The sequence below is a fragment of the Nocardioides luteus genome (assembly GCF_014648595.1).
GTDB classification, from domain to species: Bacteria; Actinomycetota; Actinomycetes; order Propionibacteriales; family Nocardioidaceae; genus Nocardioides; species Nocardioides luteus.
In genome coordinates, this window is the sequence record NZ_BMRK01000008.1 from 43,378 (window position 1) to 64,330 (window position 20,953).

A 20,953-nucleotide genomic window follows, 5' to 3' on the forward strand; every position below is an offset into this window, starting at 1 on the left:
GATCAGCCCTCCTGGGTCGTGGTCTCGGCGGCGGGAGCCTCAGCGGCAGCCGGCGCCTCAGTCTTCGCCGCGCGGTCAGCGCGGTTCGGGCGGTCGCCACGCGAGCCACGCGACGGACGGTCGCCGCGGCCACCGCGACGGTCGTTGCCGCGACCCGGGACGCCCGCACGGGCGGCCTGGGCGGCCTGACGCTCGGCACGCGAGCCGGAGACCTCACCCTTGTAGATCCAGACCTTCACGCCGATGCGGCCGAAGGTCGTGCGGGCCTCGTAGAAGCCGTAGTCGATGTCGGCGCGCAGCGTGTGCAGCGGGACGCGGCCCTCGCGGTAGAACTCCGTACGCGACATCTCGGCGCCGTTCAGACGACCCGAGCACTGGATCCGGATGCCCTTGGCACCGGAGCGCATGGTGGTCTGCATGGCCTTGCGCATCGCGCGGCGGAACTGCACGCGGCCGCTGAGCTGCTCGGCGACACCCTGGGCGACCAGCTGAGCGTCGACCTCGGGGCTCTTGACCTCGAGGATGTTCAGCTGGACCTGCTTGCCGGTGAGCTTCTCCAGCTCGGTGCGGAGGCGGTCGGCCTCGGCGCCACGGCGACCGATGACGATGCCCGGACGCGCGGTGTGGATGTCCACACGGACGCGGTCACGGGTGCGCTCGATCTCGACCTTGGCGATGCCGGCCCGCTCCATGCCCTTGCTGAGCAGCTTGCGGATCTTGACGTCCTCGCCGACGTACTCCTTGTACTGCTTGTCGGCGTACCAACGCGACTTGTGGTCGGTCGAGATGCCCAGGCGGAAGCCGTTCGGGTTGATCTTCTGACCCATTACTTCTTACCGCCCTTCTCGACGACGTCGGCCGGCTGAACGGCCAGGGTGATGTGCGAGGTCCGCTTGTTGATGCGGGTCGCACGGCCCTGGGCGCGAGGACGCCAGCGCTTCATGGTCGGACCCTCGTCGACCATCGCGACCGAGACGACGAGGTCGTCACGGTCCAGACCCTCGGTCGACACCGCGTTGGCGATGGCGCTCTCGAGGACCTTGTAAACAGTCTCGGAGGCTGCCTGCGGCGCGAACTGCAGCAGGGACAGGGCCTCGTCGACGGGCAGGCCGCGGACCATGTCGACGACCCGGCGTGCCTTCATCGGAGTGATCCGCACGAAGCGGGCACTCGCGAAGGCACCCGGCTGGTCGCCGAGCAGGGAGTCGCGGCGGGCGCTTACGCGCACACGCTCGGTGGTGCTCATCGACGCCGTCCCTTCCGATCGTCCTTGATGTGACCCTTGAAAGTGCGGGTCGGAGCGAACTCGCCCAGCTTGTGACCGACCATCGAGTCGGACACGAAGACCGGGACATGCTTGCGACCGTCGTGCACCGCGATGGTGTGACCGATCATCTCGGGCACGATCATCGAGCGGCGCGACCAGGTCTTGATCACGTTGTGGGTGCCCTTCTCGTTCTCGGCGTCGACCTTCTTCTGAAGGTGATCGTCGACGAAGGGGCCCTTCTTCAGGCTGCGAGGCATTGCTTACTTCCTACCCTTCCCGCTCTTACGGCGGCGGATGATCTGCGAGTCAGAGGCCTTGCGCTTGCGCGTGCGGCCCTCGGGCTTGCCCCAGGGGCTGACCGGGTGACGGCCACCAGAGGTCTTACCCTCACCACCACCGTGCGGGTGGTCGACCGGGTTCATGACGACACCGCGGACGGTCGGGCGGACGCCCTTCCAGCGCATACGGCCGGCCTTACCCCAGTTGATGTTGGACTGCTCGGCGTTGCCGACCTCGCCGACCGTCGCGCGGCAGCGCACGTCGACGAACCGCATCTCACCCGAAGGCATGCGCAGCGTGGCCTTGGAGCCCTCGCGAGCGACCAGCTGGGCGCTCATGCCGGCGGAGCGGGCGATCTTCGCGCCGCCACCCGGACGCAGCTCAACGTTGTGGATGGTGGTACCAACCGGGATGTTGCGCAGCGGGAGGTTGTTGCCGGGCTTGATGTCAGCGGTGGGACCGGACTCGACGACCGTGCCCTGGGTGACGCCGACGGGCGCGAGGATGTAGCGCTTCTCGCCGTCGAAGTAGTGCAGCAGGGCGATGCGCGCGGTGCGGTTCGGGTCGTACTCGATGTGAGCGACCTTGGCCGGCACGCCGTCTTTGTCGTAGCGACGGAAGTCGATGATCCGGTAGGCGCGCTTGTGACCGCCACCCTGGTGACGCGTGGTGACGCGACCCTGGTTGTTGCGGCCACCCTTCTTCGGAAGGGGCTTGGTCAGCGACTTCTCCGGCGTGGTCCGAGTGACCTCGGCGAAGTCGGCCACCGACGAGCCACGACGGCCCGGGGTGGTCGGCTTGTACTTACGAATAGCCATGTTCAGTCAGTCCTTCTCACGCGCCGAAGATGTCGATGCGGTCGCCCTCAGCCAGGGAGACGATCGCGCGCTTGGTGTCGGGGCGCTTGCCCAGGCCGTAGCGGGTACGGCGGGCCTTGCCCTTGCGGTTGATCGTGTTGACCGAGGTCACCTTGACGTCGAACACCTTCTCGACCGCGATCTTGATCTCGGTCTTGTTCGCGTCGGGGCGAACGATGAAGGTGTACTTGTTCTGGTCGAGGAGGCCGTAGCTCTTCTCGGAGACCACCGGCGCGATCAGGATGTCGCGGGGGTCGTAGTGCAGCGTGCTCACTTGTCAGCCTCCTCAGCCTTCTTCTTGCCGGCCTCGACGAAGCCTGCGGCGATGGCGTCCTCGGCGGACTTGAAGTAGAACTCCGCCTTGGTGGACTCGTACCAACGGCCGCCCGGGGCGTGGAACTTCTTGTCCTTGCCCTTGACGTTGCCCTTGATGTCGTAACCCTCGGGAGCCGAGCCGTCCTCGAGCGGCGCGACAGCACCCTCGGGGAGGTCGGTCTCGGTGGCGGGCGCCGCGGCGGGCTCCTTGATCGCGTCCTTCTCGACCTCACCGATGGTGACGGTCTCCTTGGTCGCGACGGCCTTGCCGGAGACGAAGACCTCGTAGGCGGCCTTGGAGAAGACCACGTCGTCGGAGACGAGCACGTCGTAGGTGTTGAGCTGGTCGGCCCAGAGCAGGTGCACCTCGGGGGCGTTGCGCAGGCTCAGCGCGGCGACGGACTCGGAACGGTCCAGCACCACGAGGAAGCGCTTCGCGTCGGAGAGGCCCTTGAGGGCGCTCAGCGCGGCCTTGGTCGAGGGCGCCTCGAGGGCGAACTCGGCGACGTGGATCTGGCCGGCGCGGGCCCGGTCGGAGAGGGCACCGCGGAGGGCGGCGGCCTTCATCTTCTTGGGGGTGCGCTGGCTGTAGTCACGCGGCTGCGGGCCGTGGACGGTGCCACCACCGGCGAACTGCGGCGCGCGGGTCGAACCCTGGCGGGCGCGACCGGTGCCCTTCTGCTTGTAGGGCTTGCGGCCACCGCCGCGGACCTCGCCGCGGGTCTTGGTGGCGTGCGTGCCCTGGCGCGCAGCGGCCTGCTGCGCGACGACGACCTGGTGGATCAGCGGGATGTTGAGCTCAACATCGAAGATCTCAGCCGGGAAGTCGACCTTGACGGTCTTGATAGCCATGATCAGGCCTCCAGCTTCTTAGCAGCCGAGCGGAGGACCACGAGGCCACCCTTGGGGCCAGGAATGGCGCCCTTGACCAGGATGAGGCCCTTCTCGGTGTCGACGGCGTGCACGGTCAGGTTCTGGGTGGTGACGGTGTCAGTACCCATGTGGCCGGCCATGCGGACGCCCTTGAACACGCGACCCGGGGTGGCGCAGGCGCCGATCGATCCCGGCTTGCGGTGGTTGCGGTGGGCACCGTGGGAGGCGCCGACACCGGAGAAGCCGTGACGCTTCATGGTGCCTGCGAAACCCTTGCCCTTCGAGGTGCCCGTCACGTCGATCTCCTCGCCGATGGCGAAGGTGTCGACGGGGAGCTCCTGGCCGGCGGCGTAGGACGCGGCGTCGGCGGTGCGGATCTCGGCCAGGTGGCGGCGCGGCGTGGTGCCGGCCTTCTCGAACTGGCCGACGCCCGGCTTGTTCACCTTACGGCCGTCGATCTCGCCGTAGCCGATCTGCACGGCGTTGTAGCCGTCGACCTCGGGGGTGCGGACCTGGGTCACGACGTTGGTGTTCGCCGCGATGACGGTCACAGGGACGACGACGTTGTTCTCGTCCCACAGCTGGGTCATGCCGAGCTTGGTGCCCAGGAGACCCTTCACGTTGCGTTCGATCGTCATGTCGTCAACCTCAGAGCTTGATCTCGATGTCGACACCAGCAGGCAGGTCGAGCCGCATGAGGGAGTCAACAGTCTTCGGGGTCGGGTCGATGATGTCGATGAGGCGCTTGTGGGTGCGCATCTCGAAGTGCTCGCGCGAGTCCTTGTACTTGTGGGGCGAGCGGATGACGCAGTACACGTTCTTCTCGGTCGGCAGCGGCACCGGGCCGGCGACCTTGGCACCCGTACGGGTGACCGTGTCCACGATCTTTCGCGCCGAGGTGTCGATCACCTCGTGGTCATAGGCCTTGAGCCTGATGCGGATCTTCTGTCCCGCCATCTGTCTCTCTCGTCCTTCTTGGTCAGCGTGCCGCGTGCTACAGGCGTCCTCCGGCTGAGTCGGCCCGGTTGCTCACCTCCGGCTCCGACCCCCGCGGTCGGGCGTGTCGCTTATTTTCTACAAGCGAACGCCGACTTCGCGACGGGAACTTCACCATCAGCTTCACTGGAATCACGTCTTCGGGATGGGCACACGGCGACCACCGACCACATCCGGACAGGCTGATCAGCCTGCTCAGGTGACGCGATTCAGTAGTCAATGTGTGCACACCCCAGCGCACATTCACTGGAGCAACCCGAGAATCTTGTCACGCGTACGCAGGTGGCTCCAAATCAACGATGACGGCTGGGTGGCTCTGAGAGGATGCCCCCAACCGAGCGAGTTCGCCGGTCGTCGCGACGAGGAGCTTTCAGATGTCAGGAGCGTGGCCACCCCCACCGGGTGAGCAACCTCAACAGGGTACGGCCACCCCGCCCACCCCTCCCCCGCCGGGCCAGCAGCTCCAGCCCGCCGCCCCGCCCCAGCAGGCCGGGTGGGGCCAGGGCCAGGGCCAGCAGCCGGCATGGGCCCAGCCGCTCCCCCCGGCCCACAAGCCGGGCGCGATCCCGCTGCGCCCCCTGGGTCTCGGCGACATGCTCGACGGCGCCTTCCGGCTCGTACGCTTCAACCCCGGCGCCACCGTCGGCGCCTCGGTCCTCGTCGCGGCCGTCGCGATGGCGATCCCGCTGGTCGTCACGGGGGTCATCACGTTCACCGGCGACAGCCTCGAGGCCTTCGGCACCTCCCTCGACGACCCGAACTACGTGCCCGGCAACTCCGAGATCGTCGGGATCGCCGCGGCCTTCGGCTCGCTCTTCGTCGGGACGATCCTGCAGGCCTTCGGCACCATCCTGGTCTCCGGGATGATCTCCCACGTCTCCCACGCCGCCGCGATCGGCAAGAAGCTCACTCTCACCGAGGCCTGGGCGGCGACCCACGGCAACCGCTGGCGGCTGATCGGGCTGGCGGTGCTGTTCACGCTCCTCTATCTGGTGGCGGTGGCGGTCGCCGTGGTGCCGGTCGTGGCGCTCGCGATCACCGTCGACAACCCGGTCCCCGCGATCCTGGTCGGCCTGCTCATGCTCCTGCTGCTCCTGGTCGGCTCGGTCTTCGTCTCGGTCCGGTTCTACCTGCTCGCCGTCCCAGCGCTGATGCTGGAGAACGCCGGCATCATCGGTGCGGTCCGTCGCGCCTGGCGGCTCTCGACCCGGCAGTTCTGGCGGCTCCTGGGGATCTGGCTGCTCACCGCGCTCATCGCCGGCTTCGCCTCTCAGATCGTCGGTTTCCCGGTCAGCCTGATCGCCAGCTTCGTCGGGATCGCGGTGCCGGACCTCTACTTCCTGGCGACCATCGGAGGAAGCGCACTCGCGACCGTGATGGCCGCCGCGATCGCGACCCCGTTCACGGGCGCGGTGACCAACCTGCAGTACCTCGACCAGCGCATCCGCAAGGAGTCCTACGAGGTCGAGCTGATGGAGCAGGCCGGGCTGCTGACCAGATGATGCTCCTCCGACAGACTCCTCCTCTGGCGCCGACGCCCGAGGAGGGTCGCTCCTGGCTCCAGCGCGAGCTGGCCAAGCCCGAATACCACGACCTCGACATCGTCGAGCGGATCCTGCGCTGGATCGAGCGCACCTTCTCCGGCCGCCTGCCGTCGCCCGACGACGTGCCGTGGGTGCAGACCGCCGCCGCGCTCGTCGTCTTCGCGCTGCTCCTGGTCGGTCTCGGGCTGCTCGTCTCCCGGGCCCGGCGCAGCCCCCGGGTGGCCCGCGACCGCAACGGCGACGTCCTCACCGACGAGGCGCTCTCCGCGGCCGAGCTGCGCGAGCGGGCCGAGGCTGCGTACGCGGCGGGAGATCATCGCACCGCGGTGGTCGACGGGTTCCGGGCGCTCGCCCGGCGGCAGGTCGAACGCGGCCGCCTGGCCGAGGACCCCGGTCTGACCGCGCTCGAGGTCGCGGCGAGCCTGGAGCGCGAGATGTCCCTCGGCGGCCGGGCCGGGCGGGCCGCGGAGCTGTTCGACGAGGTGCTCTACGGAGATCACCCGGCCACGGGTGAGCAGGCCCGGGGCGTACTCGATCTCGAGCAGGAGCTGGCGGTGAGCCGATGACGGTCTCGACAGGCTCGACGGTCTCGACGAGCTCGACCACCACCGGAGGCTGGTTCCGGCGGAAGCGGCCGGTGCTCATCGTGGCGCTGGCGTTCGTGGTCGCGGTCGTGCTGGCCTACCTCGCGGCGCCGAAGGGCGGGGAGTCCTATGCCCCCTTCGACCCCGAGAGCCCCGACCCCGACGGCTCGCGGGCGCTGGCCCAGGTGCTGGAGCAGCACGGCGTCGACGTGGAGGTCGTGCGGTCCTCGAAGCAGCTGGAGGACACCGAGATCGGCTCGGACACGACCGTGTTCGTGACCGGCACCGATGCGCTCGGGGAGAACACCGCCACGCGGCTGCGCGAGCGCACCGCGGACGCCGGGGACCTCGTCCTGGCCGAGCCCGCTCCCTACGTCTCCACGATGCTCGGCATCCCCTACGCGATCTCCCAGACCTCCGAGACCGTCGAGGCCGGGTGCGACGACCCGCGCTGGGAGGGGCTCAGCATCAGGGCCGACGCGGTCACGACGTACGACGCCGGTTCCTGCTTCACCCACGACGACGGCGCGGTGCTCGCGCCCGGGGACGGCCTCACCGTCTGGGGCGCGCCGCAGGTGCTGACCAACGAGCAGATCGTGCGTGCCGACAACGCGGCGGTGGGGCTGCGGCTGCTCGGCGCGACCGACCGGCTGGTCTGGTACGTCCCCGCGCTCGAGGATCTCGCCCCCGACGAGGCCCACTCCCCCAGCTCCCTGCTGCCGCGCTGGATCACGCCCGCGCTGTGGCTCCTGCTGTTCACCGTGGTCGCGCTCGCCATCGCCCGCGGACGCCGGCTGGGCCCGCTGGCGGTCGAGCCGCTGCCGGTCCACGTGCGCGCCGGTGAGACCACCCGCAGCCTGGGCCGGCTCTACCGTCGCTCCGGCGACCGCACCCACGCGGGCACCACGCTGCGGCAGGCAGCCCGCACCCGGCTCGCCCAGCGCCTGCGGCTGGGTCGCGACGCCACTTCGGAGGCGGTCGTAGGGGCCGTCGCCCGCAGCACCGGACGACCCGGTCTCGAGGTCTCGGCACTGCTCACCGATGCTCCGCTCGAGAACGACCACGACCTGATCACGCTGGCGAACGCGCTGGCCGCCCTTGAGGAAGAGGTACGACACCCATGACCCAATCCGAGACCATCACCTCCGTGTCGCCCGACGACGCGCGGGAGCGGCTCACCGCGGTCCGGGCCGAGGTCGCCAAGGCGGTCGTCGGGCAGGACGCCGCGGTCTCCGGGCTCCTGGTGGCGCTGGTGTGCGGCGGCCACGTGCTCATGGAGGGCGTGCCCGGCACCGCCAAGACGCTGCTGGTGCGGTCGCTGTCGGCCGCGCTGTCGGTGGAGACCCGCCGGGTGCAGTTCACCCCGGACCTGATGCCCGGTGACATCACCGGGTCGATGGTGGTCGAGTCGTCCCACGGCTCGCTGACCTTCCGCGAGGGGCCCGTCTTCACCAACCTGCTCCTCGCCGACGAGATCAACCGCACGCCTCCGAAGACCCAGTCGGCGCTGCTCGAGGCGATGGAGGAGGGCCAGGTCTCCGTCGACGGCGTCACCCGCGCGCTGCCGCAGCCGTTCCTGGTCGCCGCCACCCAGAACCCGATCGAGTACGAAGGCGTCTACCCGCTCCCTGAGGCCCAGCTCGACCGGTTCCTGCTGAAGGTCGTCCTGCCGGTGCCGGAGCGCGACGACGAGGTGCAGATCCTCACCCGGCACGCCTCCGGCTTCGACCCGCGCGACGTCGCCGGTGCCGGGGTTCGTGCGGTCGCCTCGGGTGCCGACATCGAGGCCGCCCGGCAGCTCGTCGCGTCGGTGCAGGTATCCCCCGAGGTCACCGGCTACATCGTCGACATCGCCCGTGCGACCCGGGAGTCGCCGTCGCTCTCGGCCGGGGTGTCCCCGCGAGGCGCCACCGCGCTGCTCCGCTCCGCGCGGGCCTGGGCCTGGCTGGCCGGTCGCGACTTCGTCACTCCCGACGACGTGAAGTCGTTGGCCCACGCCACCCTGGCCCACCGCCTCGCGCTGCGTCCCGAGGCCGAGCTCGAGGGCGTCCAGGTCGGCCAGGTCCTCAGCTCCGCCATCGGCGCGGTCCCCGTCCCCCGATGACCCCGCCCCGCCGACCCGTCGAATTCTGGCGTCGAGACGTCAGAGATCGACACCGGGACGTCGATCTTCGTGAGGCGAGGAGCCGCTGATGGCGATCACCTGGCGCGTGCCCGTCCTCGTGCTCGCCGGCATCGTCCCGGTGTTGCTGCGCCCGACCGTGGGCACCGCCGCGCTCTGGGTCCTGATCGTGACGGCACTGACCCTCCTCGACGTGTGGCTGGCGCCGAAGCCGTCGACCCTCGAGATCAGCCGGTCACGACTGGGCGGGATCAGGCTCGGCGAGTCGACGACCTCGGACCTGACGGTCCGCTCCCCCGCCCGGCGCGTCCGGGCACTGGTGCGCGACGCGTGGCAGCCGACCGCGGGCGCAACCGACAACCGCCACCGGATCGGGCTCGGTCGCGGCGACAGCACCCGGCTGCGTACGTCCCTGCGGCCGCGCCGCCGCGGTGATCTCCGCGCGCTCGGCGTGACGGTTCGGGCGTACGGACCGCTGGGGCTCGGCGCGCGTCAGCGCACGATGCCGGTGGCGGGGTCGGTGCGGGTGCTGCCCGCGTTCGAGGCGCGCAAGCACCTGCCCTCGCGGCTGCAGCGGCTGCGTGAGCTCGACGGCCGGGCGGCGGTGCGGGTGCGCGGTCAGGGCACCGAGTTCGACTCGCTGCGGGAGTACGTCCGCGGCGACGACGTCCGCTCCATCGACTGGCGCACCACCGCCCGCTCCCGCACCGTCGTGGTGCGCACCTGGCAGCCCGAGCGCGACCGCCGCGTGGTGCTGGTGCTCGACACCTCCCGCACCTCGGCAGGCCGGGTCGAGGGCGCCGACGGCGGGGTGCCGCGGCTCGACTCGGCGATGGACGCCGGGCTCCTGCTCGCCGCCATCGCCTCCCGGGCCGGCGACCGGATCGACTTCCTCGCCGGTGACCTGCGGGTGCGCTCGCGGATGCGTCTGGCCGGCCAGCGCGACGTCACCCAGCGGCTGCAGGAGGCGATGGCCGACCTCGAACCTGTGATCGCGGAGGCCGACTGGTCCAGCCTCGCCGGTGCAGTCGCGGGGCTCGGTCGCCACCGGGCACTCGTCGTCCTGCTGACGCCGCTCGACCCGCACGCGATCGAGGAGTCGCTCCTGCCCGTCCTCCCGGTCCTGACCCAGCACCACCGGGTCGTGCTCGCCTCCGTCCGCGACCCCGAGCTCGAGGCCACCGCTGCCTCCCGCGACACCCTCGACGACGTCTACGCCGCAGCCGCCGCCGAGCAGACCCTCCGCCGCCGCGACCACACCGCCGCCATGCTCCGCACGCTGGGCGTGGATGTGGTCGACGCCGACGCGGAATCCCTCCCCCCGGCGCTGGCCGACCACTACCTGCAGCTGAAGGCGACCGGTCAGCTCTGAGCTTCCGTCGGGGTACGACGGGGAGTTCAACAGGGGCGACCGGTCAGTAACCCCTGCCGATCTCCCCGTCGTACCCGACCGTCACGCCTGGGTCGCGACGCGGTCCTCGAGCAGACGCTCGTCGATGTCGCCGGTCTCGCCGTGGGAGGCGGCGACGCGACCGACCACGAAGACGTACGTGAAGAAGGCGAGCTCGGCCACGACGCCGATACCGACGCGGGCCCAGGTGGGCAGCGGCGAGGGGGTGACGAAGCCTTCGATGACGCCGGAGATCAGCAGCACGACGATGAGACCGAGAGCGATGCCGCCGGCGGTGCGGCCCTCTCGGGCCATCGACTGGCCGCGGGTGAGCGGTCCCGGGTCGATCCACGACCAGAAGATCCGCAGCCCGACGGCGCCGGCGACGAACACGGCCGTCAGCTCGAGCAGCCCGTGGGGCAGGATCAGACCCCAGAAGTGGGCGCCGCGGTCGTGGCGGTGCATGAGGGTGCCGAGGATCGCGAGGTTGGCGATGTTGTTGAACATCGAGTAGATCACCGGCAGACCGAGCACGCCGAGAGCGATGCAGATGAACGAGACCCAGACGTTGTTGACCCACACCTGGGTGGCGAACGACGAGGCGGCGTGCTCGCTGTAGTAGCCCTCGATGTCGTGCTCGACGAGCTGCTTGACCTGCTCCGGCGCGAGCAGCGACTGCTCGACCTCGGGGTGGCGCAGCAGCCACCAGATCATCACCGCGGTCACCGCCACGTTGGCCGCCATCATCCCCAGCCACCACCATCGCAGCCGGTAGAGCGCGGCCGGGAACCGGTGGGTGAAGAACCGGAGGAAGCCGGTCCAGGTGCTCGTGCGGGTGCCGGTGGTGCGGTTGCGCGCACCGGCCAGCAGCACCGAGAGATGCTGGACGACGGTGGGGTCGGGGGCGTTGCTGCGTACGACCGAGAGCTGGGTGCTCACCCGCTGGTAGAGCTCGACCAGCTCGTCGGCCTCGGCACCGTTCAGCCGACGCTGGGCCAGCAGCTGCTCGAGCCGGGTCCGGTCGGCAGCGGTCGCGGCCAGATACGCGTCGAGATCCACGCCCGCAGCGTACGCTGACCGCCATGACCTCCGCGCCGCAATCGCCCGAGCGACGCCCCCAGGAGAGAGCGCTCCTGACCGACGACGACCTGGTCACCGGCGACGCCGTCGCGCTCGACCTGCCGGCCGCCGGCCTCGGGACGCGGCTGCTCTCGGGGCTGATCGACGCGCTCGCCGTGATCGCGCTGCTCATCGTGGCGCTGATCGTCTTCATGACGGCTGCCCCGCGCGCCGACGAGGCGCTCGCCTGGGCGGCCTACATCGCGGCCATCGCCTCGGTGCTGCTCGTCTTCCCGACGGCCGTCGAGACGCTGACGCGGGGTCGCTCGCTCGGAAAGCTCGCGCTCGGTCTGCGCACGGTGCGCGACGACGGCGGGGCGATCAGCTTCCACCACGCGTTCGTACGCGCCCTGGTCGGCGTCATCGAGATCTACGGCACCAGCGGCACCGTCGCCTTCCTCAGCGCGATGATCCATCCGCGCGGCAAGCGGTTGGGCGACATCGCGGCCGGGACGTACGTCATCCGGGTGCGGGTGCCGCTGCGCCCGCCCGCACCGATCCAGATGCCTCCGGCGCTCGCCGTCTGGGCCTCCCACGCGGACGTGGCCGCACTCCCGGTCGGCCTCGCTCTGGCGGTCCGCCGGTTCCTCTCCGGGGAGGTGGGCACCGCCACCGACCCGGTCCGCCGTCACACGCTCGCCGACCGGCTCGCCGCCGAGGTGCAGGAGTACGTCGCCCCCGGCCCTCCCCCGGGCACCCCGCCCGAGGCCTACCTGGCGGCAGTGCTCGCCACCCGGCGTGACCGCGACGCGGCCCGGCTCGCTCGCGACGAGGAGCTGCGGGCGCGGCTGGTCGGCCGCTAGAGACGCTTCGCGCTGAGCCCGACCGACCTCAGCTCCAGCTCGGCCAGCCGCGCCACCACCTCGGCGTCGCCCTCGCGCCAGGCTCTCACCGGGTCGTCGCTGATGCGGACCAGCTTGTGCAGCGGCTGGGTCGACATCGCGCGCAGTGCCACCAGGTCGGCGCCGGTGCCCGACTGCAGGAACCGCTGCGTCGAGGTCGCCCGGCGGATGAACCGCAACCGCAGCGGCAGGTAGACCATCAGCCACATCAGCACCGGGACGGCCACGACCGCGACGGCGAGCCCGATCGCGATGCTGGCGACCGCCTCGACCTGAGCCTCGCCGGCCGCCCGGAGCTGGTCGGCCGCCTTCGCGGCACCCTCGAACGGCGCCGCGATGCCGTCCTTGACCAAGGGTAGGTCGTCGACCTTGCCCGCCGCCTCGAGGAGCTTCGCCGAGAGCGAGGTGCCGGCGTCGTCCATCTTTTCGCCGGGCACGGCGAGCGCCGAGACCAGCTTGTGCACCAGCCTGCCGACCAGGACCCAGCCGACGACCCAGCCGACGGTCAGGAGATCGGCGAGCAGCTGGGAGACGCGGCGGACAGGGGTGTCGGCGTACAGCTTCATGACGCTGATCCTGTCGGGTTCAGGCCCACAGTTCAGTCACGACACGGGCAGTTCGGGTCAACGCCTCCGGTAGAGCAGGTCGGTGATGACCCGGTCCTTGGCCAGACCCTTGCGCTCGAACTTCGTCACCGGGCGCTCCTCCCACCGCTCGACCACGCCACCGGTCAGCAGCGGCTCGGCGTCGAGGACCTGGACCATCTGCTCGGCGTACTCCACCCAGTCGGTCGCCAGCCGCCAGGTCCCACCGGACTCGAGCCGCTCCGCGATCATCCGCGCGTTGGCCGGGGTGACCAGGCGCCGCTTGTGGTGACGGGTCTTGTGCCACGGGTCGGGGAAGAACGTCCAGACCTCGCTGACCGACTCCGGCGCGACCAGGTTCTCGAGCGTCCAGAGCGCATCGACGCTGCAGAAGCGCACGTTGGTCGCGCCCGCGGCGCCGACTCGGGCGAGGCTCTCGGCGACTCCGGGCCGCCACACCTCCAGCCCCAGGATGTTGAACTCGGGACGGTTGGCCGCCAGCACCGCGGTCGCCTCCCCCACGCCCCCGCCGATGTCGACGATGAGCGGCGCCTTCCGGCCGAACCAGCTCTCCAGCGAGAACCCCGGCTCGTCGACCGCCTCGTCCGGGATCACCCAGTCCGCTGCGTACTGGTCCCAGGCCCGCTGCTGCTTCGCGTCCAGCCTGCTGCCGCGGCGGGTGTAGGTGAGGACCTCGCGCACGGTGCGGCCGTCTTCGAGCAGCTTCTGGTGTGGGCGGGCGGGGCGGGCTGGCTCGTTCATGATGGCTGCGATTGTACGGTCGCGCGTCGCCGGCTCCGTAAAACGAGCCGCGCGGCGGGTACGCGCAATGGCGCGGTTCCGCCACTTCACGCCGGTCCACGGACGTCCTTCGCTGCTTACGCTGCCGATCCGTTGACACCCGACGAAAGGAACCTCCGTGCGTATCAGACCCCGATACGGCGCAGCTGCGACCCTCGTGGCCACCCTCGCCACGATCCCCCTGGTCGCAGCGTCCGCAGCCACCGGGACCCCTCCCACGGGCCAGGCCCCCGGCCCGAGCTCGGTCGATCCCGCCACCCGCAGCGTGACCCTGGTGACCGGCGACCGGGTCGTCGTCCGCACCTCGACCGACGCCCGTGGCCACCTCAGCGTGGTCCCGCTCGACGCGCAGGGACTTCTCGCCCGCGGGCATCTGGACCCACGGCTGTTCGACGTCACCGGACTCCTCAGCCAGGGATATGGGGACGACGACGCCGATTCGCTGCGCCTGCTGGCCGGGCGCCGCCCCGGCGCGAGCCTGGACCGCTCCGCGCGTGACGACGTGGAGGTCCACCTCGACGCTCTCGGCATCGACGTCCTGGACGTGCCCAAGGACGAGACCACAGACGTGTGGCAGGCGCTGACCTCGGCACGCTCCATGACAGGCGGTGTGGAGCGACTCTGGCTCGACGGCGTACGGCACGCGACGCTGGACACCAGCGTCGACAAGATCGGCGCTCCATCAGCCTGGCAGGCGGGTTTCGACGGCACCGGCACCACCGTCGCCATTCTCGACACCGGCATCGACGCGACCCACCCGGACCTCGACGAGCTCGTCGTCGACTCCCGCGACTTCACGGGCAAGGGTGACGTCGGCGACGGCCACGGGCACGGCACTCACGTCGCATCGATCATCGCTGGTTCAGGCGAGGGCTCCGCGGGCGCCCGCCGCGGCGTCGCGCCCGGAGCGTCGCTGGCCATCGGCAAGACGCTGTCCGACAGCGGGTCGGGCACCGACGCCACGGTGCTGGCCGGCATGGAGTGGGCGGCGACCGAGGTAGACGCGGATGTCGTCAACATGAGCCTCGGCAGTCCCGACCTGGCCGGCACGGACGTGCTGGAGCGGGCGATCGACGACCTGACCGCCGAGACCGGCACCCTCTTCGTGGTCTCCGCCAGCAACGACGGCCCCGGCGACCAGACCCTCGGCTCCCCGGGCACCGCAGACTCAGCGCTGACCGTCGCCGCGACCGATGACGCCGACGCGCTGGCGCCGTTCTCCAGCCGCGGCCCGCGCTTGGGTGACTTCGCGATCAAGCCGGACGTCTCGGCGCCCGGAGTGGGGATCGTCGCGGCTCGTGCGAGCGGCACCACGATGGGCTCCCCGGTCGACGACCTCTACACCTCGGCCTCGGGGACCTCGATGGCCAGCCCGCACGTCGCTGGAGCGGCGGCGATCCTGGCCCAGCGGCACCCGGACTGGAGCCCCGCCGACCTCAAGGCGGCTCTGATCAGCACCGTCCAGGACACCGAGGGCTCGGTCTTCGGCCGCGGTGCCGGACGGATCGACCTGGCCCGTGCTGTCGGCCAGCAGGTGGTCGCAACCCCGGGAAACCTGTCGGTCTTCGCCCGTGACGACGTGGCCCGGCCCATCGCCCGCACCGTCACCTACCGCAACGACGGGGACGACGCAGTGACGCTGCGGCTCTCGCTCGACCTGGAGCGCTGGAAGGGATCCGTGTCCGGCCCCGCGCCGATCCAGCTGGGAACCACCCGGGTGACGGTGCCGGCCCACGGCATCGCCGAGGTCCCGGTCTCGATCGCGCCGAAGGGCGCCAGGTCCGGAGTGTACGGCGCCACCTTGGTCGCCACCGACGGCACGAACCACGTCACCACCCTGATCGGGGCGTACGTCGAACCGCGAGCCGGTGACCTCGAGATCTCGGCGCTCGACACAGCGGGTGACCCGATCCAGGGCGGGACGGTGCTCGTCTACGACATGAGCAGCGGTCAACCCCACTACGTCATCACCGACGAGGACGGCACCGGACATCTCAGGCTCCCCGCAGGCAGCTACAACGTGAGCACCATGATCAGCAGCGCCGCCGGCGCCACGGCGGCCACCAAGCCGGTCACGGTCGGGGACACCTCGACGTCGGTGGTCCTCGACGGTCGGGCCGGGCGGCCCGCCGGAGCCACGATCGACAACGACGCCGCGACCGTCGGACGGGTCGTCGAGGTCGCGCAGAGGAAGCAGAAGGTCTCGATCGGCTACCGACTCACCCCTGCCGGTACGCAGGAGGCGGCCGTCGTCCCGGTGGACCATCGCGAGATGAAGCTGCGGGTCTACACCCAGTTCGCCGCAGCCACCGACGCCGGCAGGACCGAGCTTCTGCACGCCGCGCACGTCTGGGACGACGGGATCCCCGGCGATCCGACCTACCGCGCGAAGAAGTCCGCCATGCGTACGGTGACGACGACCGTACGAGCTCAGGCCGGGCCGACCGCCGGGTCGGTGACCAACGGCATCTTCTTCCCCGGCGAGGACACCGCCTGGTCGCTACGACATGACACGCAGCTGCCCACCGACGTCGTGCAGCGCTACGACGAGGTCCGTGGCTCGCGCTGGGCACGTGGGGCCACCCAGTCGATCGGCGGCTTCCTGCCGTACATCACCTTCGAGATCGGCGAGCTCGACCGGAAGCTCACCCATGACGAGTGGAACCTGGCCACGATCCTGCCGACGCTCGTCGAGGACGGCGCGTACCGCGACGGAGACTCCATGGTCTTCGCGTTCGGCGGCGTGAGCGACCTGCCCGGCCGTTTCTCGCTGGACTTCACCCTGGACGGCACCTTCGCGCTGAGCCGGGGCGGGGAGGAGATCGCCCGCAGCGAGACCAGCCTGCTCCGGGTCGACGACCTGCCGGCCGGCGAGCACCCCTACACGCTGAGCGCCGAGATCCGGCGAGGTGGTGGCCTGTCCACCCAGATGAGGCTCGACTGGACCTTCGAGTCGAGCCGGGCGAGGTCGAAGGCCGCCCTCCCGCTCTCTGTGGTCAGGCTCCAGCCGCAGGGCCTGGACGCCCGCAACGCCGCGGATCGTGACACCCGGGTGCCGGTCGACGTCTGGCTCGAGAAGAATCCTGGCGGCGACATCGGGAAGGTGAAGAGCGTGCTCGTCGAGGTCTCGTACGACGGGGGTGCCACCTGGCAGGAGGCCGAGCTCGCTTCTGCCAAGAACGGGTGGAGGGCCAGCGCGCCGGCGGCAGGCACTTCAGCCACCGGCGTTGCGCTCCGGGCGACCTTGGAGACCAGCAACGGTCGGCTTGTTCAGACTGTGGAGGATGCCTACGTGCTTCGCTGAGGCCGAGATTCACAGAGGGCACCCGGGCTCGACCCCGGGTGCCCTCTGTTTACGCGTGCTTCGTATGACCACAGCGAAAGGTCCCCGGCGCCTTGCGGCTCCGGGGACCTTCCACTGTGAATCAGACGATCACTTGATGATCTTGGTGACGCGACCCGCGCCGACGGTGCGACCGCCCTCACGGATAGCGAACTTCAGACCCTCGTCCATCGCGATGGGCTGGATGAGCTCGACCGACATCTCGGTGTTGTCACCCGGCATGACCATCTCGGTGCCCTCGGGGAGGGTCACGACGCCGGTCACGTCCGTGGTCCGGAAGTAGAACTGCGGACGGTAGTTGTTGAAGAACGGCGTGTGACGGCCACCCTCCTCCTTCGAGAGGATGTAGACAGAGCCCTCGAAGTTGGTGTGCGGGGTGGTGGTGCCCGGCTTGATGACAACCATGCCGCGCTCGACGTCCTCGCGCTTGGTGCCACGGAGGAGCAGACCGACGTTCTCACCGGCCTGGCCCTCGTCGAGCAGCTTGCGGAACATCTCGACACCGGTGACGGTGGTCTTCTGCGAGGTCTCGCGGATGCCGACGATCTCGACCTCCTCGCCGACCTTGACGACGCCGCGCTCGATACGACCGGTGATGACGGTGCCACGACCGGTGATCGTGAAGACGTCCTCAACGGGCATCAGGAACGGCTTGTCGGTCTCGCGAGCCGGGGTCGGGATGTAGTCGTCGACGGCCTGCATGAGCTCGCCGATGGAGTCCATCCACTTCTCCTCGCCCTGCAGGGCGGGGTAGGCGGCGACGCGGACGACCGGCAGGTCGTCACCCGGGAACTCGTACTCGCTGAGGAGCTCGCGCACCTCCATCTCGACGAGCTCGATGAGCTCCTCGTCGTCGACCATGTCGCACTTGTTGAGCGCGACGACGATCGACGGCACGCCGACCTGGCGGGCCAGGAGCACGTGCTCCTTGGTCTGCGGCATCGGGCCGTCGGTGGCGGCGACCACGAGGATGGCGCCGTCCATCTGCGCGGCACCGGTGATCATGTTCTTGACGTAGTCCGCGTGACCCGGGCAGTCGACGTGGGCGTAGTGGCGCGACTCGGTCTGGTACTCGATGTGCGCGATCGAGATCGTGATGCCGCGCTGACGCTCCTCGGGGGCCTTGTCGATGTTATCGAACGGCGACTCCTCGTTGAGGTCCGGGTACTTGTTGTGCAGCACCTTCGAGATCGCCGCGGTAAGGGTGGTCTTACCGTGGTCGATGTGACCGATGGTGCCGATGTTGACGTGCGGCTTGTTCCGCTCGAACTTCGCCTTAGCCACTGTGGGCTCCTCCTGGTGTGATTTTCTTACTGACTCGTACTGATTGGTGTTGCTGCCGAAGTCCCGGCCCGAGCGACCCGAAGGTCACTCGCCGCGGGCCTTCTTGATGATCTCGTCGGCGACGTTCGTGGGAACCTCGGCGTACGAGTCGAACTCCATCGAGTACGACGCCTGACCGCTGGTCTTAGACCGGAGGTCTCCGACGTACCCGAACATCTCGGACAGCGGAACGAGAGCCTGGACGACCATGTCGCCGTGGCGCTCCTCCTGAGACGACACCTGGCCGCGACGGGAGTTGATGTCGCCGATAACGGTGCCGAGGAACGACTCGGGGGTCGTGACCTCGACGGCGAACATCGGCTCCAGCAGGACGGCCTTGGCCATCCGCGCGGCCTCCTTGAAGGCCTGGTTGCCGGCGATCTTGAAGGCGAGCTCGGAGGAGTCGACGTCGTGGTAGGCGCCGTCCTCGAGCGAGACCTTCACATCGACCATGGGGAAGCCGGCGAGAATACCGAACTCCATGGCGTCCTGAGCACCCTGGTCGACCGAAGGGATGTACTCCTTCGGCACGCGACCACCGGTGACGTTGTTGACGAACTCGTAGCCCGCACCCTGGCCGGTCTCCTCGTCGATGTTGGGCTCGACGGAGATGACGACCTTCGCGAACTGACCGGAACCACCGGTCTGCTTCTTGTGGGTGTAGCTGTGGTTCTCGACCTTCTTGCGAAGCGTCTCGCGGTAGGCGACCTGCGGCTTGCCGACTGTGGCCTCGACCTTGAACTCGCGCTTCATCCGGTCGACGAAGACCTCGAGGTGGAGCTCGCCCATACCAGCGATGATGGTCTGGCCGGTCTGCTCGTCGGTCTTGACCGTGAAGGTCGGGTCCTCCTCGGTGAGGCGCTGAATCGCCGTGCCCAGCTTCTGCTGGTCACCCTTGGTCTTCGGCTCGATGGCGACCTCGATCACCGGGGCCGGGAAGGTCATCGACTCGAGGACGACCGGGTTGGTCGGGTCACACAGGGTGTGACCGGTCTTGGTGTCCTTCAGACCCATGACCGCGACGATCTGACCAGCACCCACCGACGCGATCTCCTCGCGCTTGTTGGCGTGCATCTGGTAGATCTTGCCGATCCGCTCCTTGCGGCCGTTGATCGGGTTGACCACCGTCGCACCCGCCGCGACCTTGCCCGAGTAGACGCGCAGGTAGAACAGCTTGCCCAGGTGGGGGTCGGAGGCGATCTTGAAGACCAGGCCGGAGAAGGGCTCTTCCTCGGAAGGCTTGCGGGCGACCTCGACCTCCTCGTCCTTGACGTCGTGACCGACGATCGACTCGACGTCGATGGGCGAGGGCAGGAAGTCGACGATCGCGTCGAGCAGGGGCTGGACGCCCTTGTTCTTGAACGCGGTGCCGGTGAGGATCGGGTTGAGCTTGTCGGCCAGGGTCGCGCGACGGATGGCGGCCTTCAGGGTGGGCACGTCGAAGACGTCGCCCTCCTCGAGGTAGACCTCCATGATGTCGTCGTCGGCCTCGGCGAGGGTCTCGACGAGCTTCTCGCGCCACTCGGCGGCCTTGTCGGCCATGTCGGCGGGGATCTCCTCGACGACGTAGTCCTCGCCCTGGGCGGTCTCGCCGCGCCAGGTCAGGGCACGCATGCCGATCAGGTCGACGACACCGAGGAAGTCGGACTCGGCACCGATCGGCAGCTGCAGCACCAGCGGGGTGGCGTGCAGCTTGTCGACGATCGAGTCGACGACCATGTAGAAGTCGGCACCCGTGCGGTCGAGCTTGTTGACGAAGCACATCCGCGGGACGGCGTACTTGTTCGCCTGACGCCACACGGTCTGCGACTGCGGCTCGACACCGGCGACGCCGTCGAACACGGCGACCGCACCGTCCAGGACGCGCAGCGAGCGCTCCACCTCGACGGTGAAGTCGACGTGCCCCGGGGTGTCGATGATGTTGATCTGGTGGTCCTTCCACCAGCAGGTCGTCGCGGCGGACGTGATCGTGATGCCGCGCTCCTGCTCCTGCTCCATCCAGTCCATCGTGGCTGCGCCCTCGTGGACCTCACCGATCTTGTACGAGATACCGGTGTAGAACAGGATGCGCTCGGTGGTGGTGGTCTTACCGGCATCGATGTGCGCCATGATGCCGATGTTGCGGACCACATTGAGGTCCGTGGTGATGTCGACGGCCACTGTCTTCAGCGTTCCTTAAAGAGATTGTCTTCGGTCTGGATGGGCGGGGTGCCCCCGGTGTGCAGCGAGCACCCCGCCGTACGTCACCAGCGGTAGTGCGCGAAGGCCTTGTTGGACTCGGCCATCTTGTGGGTGTCCTCGCGCTTCTTCACAGCGGCGCCGAGGCCGTTGCTCGCGTCGAGGATCTCGTTCATCAGGCGCTCGGCCATCGTCTTCTCACGACGGTCCTGGGCGTAGCCGACGAGCCAGCGCAGCGCGAGCGTGGTGCCACGCGTGCCCTTGACCTCGACCGGAACCTGGTAGGTCGCGCCACCGACACGGCGGGACTTGACCTCGATGGCCGGCTTCACGTTGTCCATGGCGCGCTTGAGCGTCACCACGGGGTCGGTGCCGGTCTTCTCGCGGCAGCCCTCGAGGGCGGTGTAGACGATGCGCTGCGCGACCTGCTTCTTGCCGTCCTGGAGGACCTTGCTGACGAGCTGGGTTACGAGCTGCGAGCCGTAGACGGGGTCGACGACGAGCGGACGCTTGGGAGCGGGACCCTTACGAGGCAT

21 protein-coding genes are annotated in these 20,953 nt (G+C 69.5%); 7 read left to right on the forward strand and 14 right to left on the reverse strand.

Annotated elements, in window-relative coordinates:
* Positions 1 to 2: 2 nt before the first annotated feature.
* The 8 genes from rpsC to rpsJ are packed head-to-tail and all read right to left on the reverse strand — an operon-like array spanning position 3 to position 4,548.
* On the reverse strand, positions 3 to 827 hold the full coding sequence (gene rpsC, locus IEY81_RS11735) for a 30S ribosomal protein S3 (protein WP_189118667.1): 825 nt from the start codon (positions 825 to 827) through the stop codon (positions 3 to 5).
* Positions 827 to 1,246 carry a 50S ribosomal protein L22 gene (gene rplV, locus IEY81_RS11740; protein WP_189118668.1) on the reverse strand — a complete coding sequence of 140 codons (420 nt, stop codon included), beginning with the start codon at positions 1,244 to 1,246 and terminating at the stop codon, positions 827 to 829. The genes rpsC and rplV overlap by 1 nt, the downstream gene beginning before the upstream one ends.
* A complete protein-coding gene (gene rpsS, locus IEY81_RS11745) occupies positions 1,243 to 1,524 on the reverse strand; it encodes a 30S ribosomal protein S19 (RefSeq protein WP_045550116.1) in 282 nt (93 codons plus the stop codon). Before rpsS ends, rplV begins: the two co-directional genes overlap by 4 nt.
* A 3-nt stretch (positions 1,525 to 1,527) precedes the next feature.
* Positions 1,528 to 2,364 carry a 50S ribosomal protein L2 gene (gene rplB / locus IEY81_RS11750; protein WP_189118669.1) on the reverse strand — a complete coding sequence of 279 codons (837 nt, stop codon included), beginning with the start codon at positions 2,362 to 2,364 and terminating at the stop codon, positions 1,528 to 1,530.
* Positions 2,365 to 2,380: 16 nt separating this feature from the next.
* Positions 2,381 to 2,677, reverse strand: a complete 297-nt coding sequence (rplW, locus tag IEY81_RS11755; protein ID WP_008360999.1) for a 50S ribosomal protein L23 — start codon at positions 2,675 to 2,677, stop codon at positions 2,381 to 2,383.
* Entirely contained in the window at positions 2,674 to 3,570 is an 897-nt protein-coding gene (rplD, locus tag IEY81_RS11760; protein WP_189118670.1) for a 50S ribosomal protein L4, sunset domain variant, read from the reverse strand. The genes rplW and rplD overlap by 4 nt, the downstream gene beginning before the upstream one ends.
* A 2-nt stretch (positions 3,571 to 3,572) precedes the next feature.
* Entirely contained in the window at positions 3,573 to 4,229 is a 657-nt protein-coding gene (rplC, locus tag IEY81_RS11765) for a 50S ribosomal protein L3 (RefSeq protein WP_189118671.1), read from the reverse strand.
* Between the two features lie 10 nt (positions 4,230 to 4,239).
* A complete protein-coding gene (gene rpsJ / locus IEY81_RS11770; protein WP_008360994.1) occupies positions 4,240 to 4,548 on the reverse strand; it encodes a 30S ribosomal protein S10 in 309 nt (102 codons plus the stop codon).
* A 413-nt stretch (positions 4,549 to 4,961) separates the two neighbouring features.
* Between rpsJ and IEY81_RS11775 the strand changes: the two genes are divergently transcribed.
* The 5 genes from IEY81_RS11775 (at position 4,962) to IEY81_RS11795 (ending at position 10,209) form a co-directional block, all read left to right on the forward strand.
* The gene (locus tag IEY81_RS11775; RefSeq protein WP_189118672.1) at positions 4,962 to 6,089 is read left to right on the forward strand and encodes a DUF7544 domain-containing protein; all 1,128 of its coding nucleotides are present in this window, start codon (positions 4,962 to 4,964) and stop codon (positions 6,087 to 6,089) included.
* Positions 6,086 to 6,697 carry a DUF4129 domain-containing protein gene (locus IEY81_RS11780; RefSeq protein ID WP_189118673.1) on the forward strand — a complete coding sequence of 204 codons (612 nt, stop codon included), beginning with the start codon at positions 6,086 to 6,088 and terminating at the stop codon, positions 6,695 to 6,697. Before IEY81_RS11775 ends, IEY81_RS11780 begins: the two co-directional genes overlap by 4 nt.
* Positions 6,694 to 7,839 carry a DUF4350 domain-containing protein gene (locus IEY81_RS11785; RefSeq protein WP_189118674.1) on the forward strand — a complete coding sequence of 382 codons (1,146 nt, stop codon included), beginning with the start codon at positions 6,694 to 6,696 and terminating at the stop codon, positions 7,837 to 7,839. The genes IEY81_RS11780 and IEY81_RS11785 overlap by 4 nt, the downstream gene beginning before the upstream one ends.
* Complete coding sequence (locus tag IEY81_RS11790) at positions 7,836 to 8,819, forward strand: AAA family ATPase (protein ID WP_189118675.1); 984 nt, start codon at positions 7,836 to 7,838, stop codon at positions 8,817 to 8,819. Before IEY81_RS11785 ends, IEY81_RS11790 begins: the two co-directional genes overlap by 4 nt.
* Before the next feature lie 88 nt (positions 8,820 to 8,907).
* Positions 8,908 to 10,209, forward strand: coding sequence for a DUF58 domain-containing protein (locus tag IEY81_RS11795; protein ID WP_189118676.1), 1,302 nt, complete (start codon positions 8,908 to 8,910; stop codon positions 10,207 to 10,209).
* 81 nt (positions 10,210 to 10,290) lie between these two features.
* Here the strand turns inward: IEY81_RS11795 and IEY81_RS11800 are convergent, their stop codons facing one another.
* A complete protein-coding gene (locus IEY81_RS11800; RefSeq protein ID WP_189118677.1) occupies positions 10,291 to 11,286 on the reverse strand; it encodes a stage II sporulation protein M in 996 nt (331 codons plus the stop codon).
* A 23-nt stretch (positions 11,287 to 11,309) separates the two neighbouring features.
* On the opposite strand from IEY81_RS11800, the gene IEY81_RS11805 reads away from it, so the two are divergent.
* Positions 11,310 to 12,149, forward strand: a complete 840-nt coding sequence (locus IEY81_RS11805; RefSeq protein ID WP_189118678.1) for an RDD family protein — start codon at positions 11,310 to 11,312, stop codon at positions 12,147 to 12,149.
* On the opposite strand, the gene IEY81_RS11810 is transcribed toward IEY81_RS11805, so the two are convergent.
* Together IEY81_RS11810 and trmB are read right to left on the reverse strand one after the other, a co-directional pair.
* Positions 12,146 to 12,754: a hypothetical protein gene (locus IEY81_RS11810; RefSeq protein ID WP_189118679.1), complete on the reverse strand. Its 609-nt coding sequence runs from the start codon at positions 12,752 to 12,754 to the stop codon at positions 12,146 to 12,148. The two genes, IEY81_RS11805 and IEY81_RS11810, sit on opposite strands and share 4 nt — an antisense overlap.
* Before the next feature lie 57 nt (positions 12,755 to 12,811).
* Positions 12,812 to 13,534 (reverse strand): tRNA (guanosine(46)-N7)-methyltransferase TrmB, encoded by a 723-nt coding sequence (gene trmB, locus IEY81_RS11815; protein WP_189118680.1) that lies wholly within the window; start codon positions 13,532 to 13,534, stop codon positions 12,812 to 12,814.
* Between the two features lie 157 nt (positions 13,535 to 13,691).
* Between trmB and IEY81_RS11820 the strand changes: the two genes are divergently transcribed.
* Complete coding sequence (locus IEY81_RS11820; protein WP_189118681.1) at positions 13,692 to 16,877, forward strand: S8 family serine peptidase; 3,186 nt, start codon at positions 13,692 to 13,694, stop codon at positions 16,875 to 16,877.
* A gap of 129 nt (positions 16,878 to 17,006) precedes the next feature.
* On the opposite strand, the gene tuf is transcribed toward IEY81_RS11820, so the two are convergent.
* The 3 genes from tuf to rpsG form a co-directional block, all read right to left on the reverse strand.
* The gene (tuf, locus tag IEY81_RS11825) at positions 17,007 to 18,200 is read right to left on the reverse strand and encodes an elongation factor Tu (RefSeq protein ID WP_189118682.1); all 1,194 of its coding nucleotides are present in this window, start codon (positions 18,198 to 18,200) and stop codon (positions 17,007 to 17,009) included.
* Between the two features lie 84 nt (positions 18,201 to 18,284).
* Positions 18,285 to 20,399 carry an elongation factor G gene (gene fusA, locus IEY81_RS11830; RefSeq protein ID WP_189118683.1) on the reverse strand — a complete coding sequence of 705 codons (2,115 nt, stop codon included), beginning with the start codon at positions 20,397 to 20,399 and terminating at the stop codon, positions 18,285 to 18,287.
* Between the two features lie 83 nt (positions 20,400 to 20,482).
* The gene (gene rpsG / locus IEY81_RS11835; RefSeq protein ID WP_008360967.1) at positions 20,483 to 20,953 is read right to left on the reverse strand and encodes a 30S ribosomal protein S7; all 471 of its coding nucleotides are present in this window, start codon (positions 20,951 to 20,953) and stop codon (positions 20,483 to 20,485) included.